General features: G+C 37.1%; 7 protein-coding genes. 2 read left to right on the top strand and 5 right to left on the bottom strand.

What is annotated here, in order from left to right; translation table 11 throughout:
- Window positions 1-395: 395 nt before the first annotated feature.
- Complete coding sequence (locus NC797_RS13735; protein WP_272437371.1) at window positions 396-617, bottom strand: hypothetical protein; 222 nt, start codon at window positions 615-617, stop codon at window positions 396-398.
- Window positions 618-843: 226 nt separating this feature from the next.
- Here NC797_RS13735 and pdaB point away from each other — a divergent pair, with 226 nt between their 5' ends.
- Complete coding sequence (gene pdaB / locus NC797_RS13730) at window positions 844-1,602, top strand: polysaccharide deacetylase family sporulation protein PdaB (RefSeq protein WP_272437370.1); 759 nt, start codon at window positions 844-846, stop codon at window positions 1,600-1,602.
- Window positions 1,603-1,696: 94 nt separating this feature from the next.
- Here pdaB and NC797_RS13725 read toward each other — a convergent pair whose 3' ends face one another.
- Window positions 1,697-2,290, bottom strand: a complete 594-nt coding sequence (locus NC797_RS13725) for a KinB-signaling pathway activation protein (RefSeq protein ID WP_272437369.1) — start codon at window positions 2,288-2,290, stop codon at window positions 1,697-1,699.
- 142 nt (window positions 2,291-2,432) lie between these two features.
- Here NC797_RS13725 and gerD point away from each other — a divergent pair, with 142 nt between their 5' ends.
- Window positions 2,433-3,092: a spore germination lipoprotein GerD gene (gene gerD / locus NC797_RS13720; protein WP_272437368.1), complete on the top strand. Its 660-nt coding sequence runs from the start codon at window positions 2,433-2,435 to the stop codon at window positions 3,090-3,092.
- A gap of 294 nt (window positions 3,093-3,386) precedes the next feature.
- Here the strand turns inward: gerD and NC797_RS13715 are convergent, their stop codons facing one another.
- The 3 genes from NC797_RS13715 to rpsI all read right to left on the bottom strand — a co-directional run bounded on the left by NC797_RS13715 (window position 3,387) and on the right by rpsI (window position 6,204).
- Window positions 3,387-4,442 carry a P-loop NTPase gene (locus NC797_RS13715; protein ID WP_272437367.1) on the bottom strand — a complete coding sequence of 352 codons (1,056 nt, stop codon included), beginning with the start codon at window positions 4,440-4,442 and terminating at the stop codon, window positions 3,387-3,389.
- Between the two features lie 137 nt (window positions 4,443-4,579).
- On the bottom strand, window positions 4,580-5,299 hold the full coding sequence (gene cwlD / locus NC797_RS13710; protein ID WP_272437366.1) for an N-acetylmuramoyl-L-alanine amidase CwlD: 720 nt from the start codon (window positions 5,297-5,299) through the stop codon (window positions 4,580-4,582).
- Between the two features lie 512 nt (window positions 5,300-5,811).
- Window positions 5,812-6,204, bottom strand: coding sequence for a 30S ribosomal protein S9 (gene rpsI / locus NC797_RS13705; RefSeq protein ID WP_272437365.1), 393 nt, complete (start codon window positions 6,202-6,204; stop codon window positions 5,812-5,814).
- Between the last annotated feature and the right edge of the window lie 12 nt (window positions 6,205-6,216).

Below are 6,216 nucleotides of genomic sequence, written 5' to 3'. Positions count from 1 at the left end.
GCTGACTTCGATGTTGCAACAGAACGTTGCATACTTAATCGAAGATCGTTTCATCTTGCTCGAATGAAAAACTAGCTTTTTCTTACTTGACATTACTGGTTGTTTTGTTCAGTTTTCAAGGATCAAAATGATGTCGTCATTTGAGCGACATATTACATATTACCATGTCTGATAAACTAGGTCAACACATTTTTTTAATATTACTATGTGTTTTTGTTTCTTCTAGTAATAATGTTTTTCTGACAACAAAAAATAATATAGCATATTCTATTATGATTGGCAATAGAAAATAATAAAAAAAAGAAGAAGTTATTAGAAATACCAACCAACAATAGATAAAAGCCTATGAAATATCGAAGTCACGAACTCACTTCAAGGCTCTATTTTAACTAATTTTATTCACTTTTAAGACGTTTAGGTATGTACTTCATACATTCTTGTTCACTCGCCACACGACGAAAAAGCTGAAATAAAATTTTGTAACGCTCATTCATTGCTCTTTTAACTATATGTTCTATACGGCTATCCTCTATATCTAATAATAGCTCCTCAAGTTCCCTTTTTATAAGATATTCCATTTCCTTTTGTTCTATATCATTAAATAACATGCCTTGCATCTTGATCACTCCTCTTTAAAGTTACTCGCCTATCATTCCCATTTAACCAGGTTTTTATTAGAGGTTGTTCAAAAAGTCACCAAATGATAAGCGGTGCATCTCTTCGTTTACCCACCTGATTTATTGATTTTTTGAAAAGCAGATTATTAATGAAGAAAGTTAATTCTAGTTCATATTGGACAAAGTGTGACATAGAATATAGCAAGTCCTAAAAGGGGGAGAACGGATGCAACATTTCTATGTATGGAAATTTAAAAACTGGAAGCGATGGATGCTTATACTGATTGCAGCAATGTTTTCTGCAGTTTTTCTATGGGTTCAGGGAGAAACCACATTTTCTGTTTTTTCTTCTAAGGAAAGTCCAGCTGCACTTAGCAAAGGTAGTGACAAAGATCCTAATATTGCTTTAACTTTTAATATAAGCTGGGGAAACACTCAGGTTGAGCCGATTTTAGATCAGCTAAAAAAACAGGATGTGAAAGCAACTTTCTTTGTAAACGGCGAATGGGCAGAAAGACACCCAGAATTAGTAGATAAAATAAAGAAAAATGGTCATGAAATCGGTATGTTAGGCTATCGATACGAAAGCTATTTAAAGCAGGATATTGAAGATGTAAGAAAGGATCTATTAAAAGCAAAAGAAGTATTTCGGAAGTTAGGATATGATACGAGGCTACTTAGAACTCCTAGTGGTCACTTCAACAAAGAAGTTTTAAAAATGGCTGAATCAATGGGCTTTAAAGTGATACATTGGAACGTTAACCCTCAGGATTGGAAAAACCCAGGAACACAAACCATTATCGATTATGTCATGAAAAACACAACAAAAGGAGATATTCTATTGCTTCATGCATCGGATTCAGTAAAGCAAACACCAAAAGCATTGGAAACAATATTACCTGGTTTAAAAAATAAAGGGTTTAAATTTGTTCCTATGTCAGAATTAATATCAAGGGCAGAGGCGCAGGAAAAAAAACTTGAATGATCCCACTTCACCCAATATAACTGAAAACAATGGCAGATGCGCAATGAGTGCGTCTACCATTGTTTTATGAATCGATACACCTAGACTAAATCCATCAAGCATTTACTTTATTGGTGATACGATGAAGAATCAACAACTGATACGTATTGCATACAAGTAAAGGAACAATCATCAACCATGCATAATCTCCCCCATTTGTCCTCAACCCTGGAACCCATTCCACTGATGTAACGACAATCATAAAAAATAATGCTGGTATAAATGCTTTTTGATTCGTTTCCTTAGCTTTAATCCAAGAAATAAGCCATCCGTAACACAAAATAAAAATAGCTACGACTATGTATACTAATAATCCTTCATCATTATTTCCTAAATAACGAAAATAAACCAAATCAAAAAGCGTAAACACAATTAGGACTACTTGAATTGATGTCCAAAACCCACGAAATATACCTAAACCAAATTGATTGACCGTTAAATATGCAAAAAAACCCATTTGGCTAATCAAACTGAAAACAAGTCCAAAAGATGTAAAATATACAATAATTCCAAGTAACTCAATCAAATCAAATGGTTGTAAAAATGTCATATAGGAATTTGTTTTAACAAAAAAACTCGTTAGTAATGTAGCGACTGCACCAAGTAAAAGTGTAACTAAAAACATGCGAACCCAATTTCGGCTATTCAAACTTACTCCTCCTATAAATTATTCAAATGTCATCTTCGGCTATTTTACCATGAAAAAAAGGTTTTTACCTATCGATACATATTTTTTCTTCCCATTCTCATATTAAGAGTATGGATCGTTAATCGAAAGGAGGCTTTCTAAGTTGTACAAATCTGCCAAATTCGTAATTATAATTTTCTTCTTGGTTGTGGTTAGCTCCTGTAATGGAGGCGGCTCCTCAGCAAGTAGTGAACAAACCGATTACGAAACAACAAAAAAAATGGTAGTTGATATATTAAAAACGGATGAAGGAAAAAAAGCGATAACGGATATCCTTTCTGATGAAAAAATGCAAAAGCAAGTAGTTTTAGACTCAAAAGTTTTAAAGAATGCTGTAACTGAAGCATTGGCTTCCAAGGAAGGGAAGAAATTTTGGTCTAAAATGTTTGAAGATCCAAAATTTGTCGAGTCGTACGCGAAGATGATAAAAGATGAACAAGAAAAACTAATGAAAAGTTTAATGAATGATTCAGACTACCAAAAAAAGATGTTGGAATTACTACAAAATCCAGAAATGGAAAAACAAATTTTAACTGTTTTAACAAGTCAAAAATTCAGGGCTGAGCTAGAAAAGATCATCACAGATTCTCTACAGACACCAATGTTTAAAGCACAAATGAGTGACCTTATCTTGAAGGCTGCAGAAGAAATGAAAGCGCCTGGAGGTCAAGGTAGCGGACAACAAGGAGGCGGCAGTTCTAGCGGCAGTTCTGGTGGTGGTTCTGGTGGCAGCCAAGGTGATAGTGGAGGCGGGGGACAATAATAAGAAAGTTATACGTGTCTCCAAATGATAAGCGGCGCATCTGCTTGTCCAAGACGGGCTGAGCCAGCGTTTACACAAGAAGTGGTAAGTGGTAGACATTAGCCGAGCTTCTTTGGTCTTGTTTTCCGCTACTTAAAACTTCGTTGCCTACCTGTTTGGACGCTAGTGTTGACGTTGCCACAGGACGCAACAACATTAGTCGACCTTCTAATTTATCGGCTCTTTGAACCCACACTTACAGAAAACAAAATACAATAAATAGGGAAGCACCAAAATTAGGCACTTCCCTATTCTTTATTCTAACTGCGCTATTATCTTTGCGGCAACTCTGCGTAATTCTTGACCAGAAACGTGATCTTCTTGGTAAATGGATGGTGCAAAAACGTCTTCTTCTTCATATGGTTGTTGAAGCGGTAACTGACCAATAACTTTTGTTTTCAAAACTTCAGCTAACTTTTTACCACCACCTTGACCAAATACATATTCTTTTTCTCCAGTAATTTTACTCTCAAAATACGCCATGTTTTCAATAACACCTAGTATTTCATGATCGGTTTGTAGCGCCATTTGACCCGCGCGCGCTGCCACAAACGCAGCAGCTGGATGTGGGGTTGTAACAATAATTTCCTTTGACGAAGGGAGCATGGAATGAACATCAAGCGCAATATCTCCAGTTCCTGGTGGTAGATCTAGAAGCAAATAATCCAATTCTCCCCACTCAACCTCTTTAAAGAAGCTTGTCAACATTTTACCCAGCATTGGCCCCCTCCAAATAATCGGAGAATTGTCCTCTACGAAAAAACCCATAGAGATCACTTTAACACCAAAACGTTCTACAGGAATAATGCGTTCTCCTCTAACGACTGGGCGTTCTTCTATTCCCATCATATCAGGTACACTAAACCCATAAATATCGGCATCAATAATGCCAACCTTTTTACCTAGTCGGGCTAAGGATACAGCAAGGTTTACCGCAACAGTTGATTTCCCTACTCCACCTTTTCCACTAGCTACTGCAATAAATTTCGTCTTCGATTCCGCATTTAGTAAATTAGCTTCCTGTTTAGATTCGGAACTAGGTTGATGTTTCTCAATTACTTCATCTGGTAGTTGTGTAAACCTTAAGCCAACGGTTGCTGCACCTGCTTTTTTTAACACATTAACGACATGTTGCTGGAGTTGCATTTGCTCACCAGTATTTGTTTTGGCAATTGCCAACTTTATACTAACATGATTTTTGTCTTCCTTAACGACTACTTCTTCAATACCGCCAGTTACTTCAAACGTTTTATGTAAAAACGGGTCTTCTATAGGGTTAAGCAATTCCACTACTTTTTCTTTCGTTAACAAAATAGGTCACCATCCTTTATTCCTAGCATTGCTATCATTGTATGAATTCATACTTGGTACTTATCTTTCACGGCTAGTATAACATACTTTTGCCAGATGCTAAGTAATTAGGATTTCAGGATCTAACGCTTCATTCTTTATCCTTCATTTGTTGATTTCTCTGTTACAAATCTTAGAATCCCCTCATAGATACTACCTGCCATCTTATGCTGATATTTTTCTGTTTTGAGAAGCTCCCTTTCGTGCTTATTTGATAAAAACCCCATCTCTACTAGTGCTCCAGGCGAATCAGCATTTTTCAAGATGTACATCCCGTTTAATGCGAGTGCTTGACGCTTGGTGTTTTCTAAATTTCTTTTAATTTCAGCTTGAATAAATTTTGCTAAATTCTCACTATCTTCAAGACCTGGGTAGTAAAAGGTTTGTGCCCCATTCCAACGAGTAGATGGTAAAGCATTTAAATGTAAGCTAACAAAAAAATCCGCTTCTTTGTCTTTTATGAACTCTACTCTTCTTCGTATATCTTCTACTTTTCTTCTAGCTAGTCCATCTGTTCCCTCATCAGCTAAATCCTTGTCCTCTTCTCTTGTCAAGTAAACTAGGGCACCAGATTGCTGGAGATAGTTTTGCAAATCCTTAGCAATTTTTAGCACAATGTCCTTTTCAAGCGTATTATCCTTCCCTACTGCACCACCATCAACACCTCCATGACCAGGGTCTAATACAATCACTTTTCCTGACAATGGAAGTGACCATGTATCCCATGATTCTTGTGACTTTTGAATCGGATACTGAATTAAAAAAACTAAAAGAAACGCCCCAACAATCCAACTAATTATTTTCAAATACCGCCCCATACTTGTTCCCCCCGAATATAATCCTGTTTTCACTATATGGGACAAGGGGGTGAATTATGCCTTTAATGCTTTAGGTGACTACGTTAATATTTTAAATATCATATCAGCTTATAAAAATGTTGAAAGGAAGTAATAGATTCTTCCTCCTATACTGCCTGCCAGTTTACACATGACTTATTTACCTCAGACTCAGAAATTTCAACAATCCCTAGTGCTCGTGAATGTGTGCCCTCTCAGTCCGCTAAACCTCTCAAAACCATGAATTTTTGCCAAATAGCGGCTTCTGAGTCCGCTTAAAATTCTATGCGGACTCACAGGCCCTTATTTTCCGTAAATAGCATGATTTCATTGGGTTTGCGGACTCACAGGACGCTATTTGCTATAAATGGGTCAAAAATGATTGGATTTTCGGCAACCGGGGTTTCTGCGGACGACATTAACCACATGAAAATTTCCTATATTAAAAAAGACCCTTTCCACCGAAGTGAAAAGAGCCTTGAAACGCATGACAATTAACGTTTTGAGAACTGTGGTGCACGACGAGCGCCCTTAAGACCGTATTTTTTACGTTCTTTCATGCGGGCATCACGAGTAAGAAATCCTTCACGTTTAAGTGAAGCACGGTATTCCGGATCTGCTTCTAGCAATGCACGGGCAACGCCGTGGCGAATTGCTCCAGCTTGACCAGTAAATCCTCCACCATGTACATTAACTAATACATCATAACCACCTTCTGTTTCAGTAGTAGCTAGTGGTTGTTTGATGATGGTACGTAGTGTTTCATATGGGAAATAATCTTCCGCATCACGATTATTCACAACGATACGTCCAGTACCTGGAACTAAACGTACTCGTGCAGTTGAACTTTTACGACGACCAGTGCCGTAATATTGTACTTGTGCCACAATAAGAAACCT

It is taken from the genome of Terrihalobacillus insolitus, from assembly GCF_028416575.1.
Classification (GTDB): Bacteria; Bacillota; Bacilli; order Bacillales; family Amphibacillaceae; genus Terrihalobacillus; species Terrihalobacillus insolitus.
Note: the sequence above shows the minus strand (reverse complement) of the source record. Positions and strands in the feature narration are given on the sequence as shown.

Bases quoted from the DNA above. Each gene is read 5' to 3' on its own strand.
- NC797_RS13735 (WP_272437371.1), bottom strand. From the start codon at position 617: ATGCAAGGCATGTTATTTAATGATATAGAACAAAAGGAAATGGAATAT.
- cwlD (WP_272437366.1), bottom strand. From the start codon at position 5,299: ATGGGGCGGTATTTGAAAATAATTAGTTGGATTGTTGGGGCGTTTCTT.
- pdaB (WP_272437370.1), top strand. From the start codon at position 844: ATGCAACATTTCTATGTATGGAAATTTAAAAACTGGAAGCGATGGATG.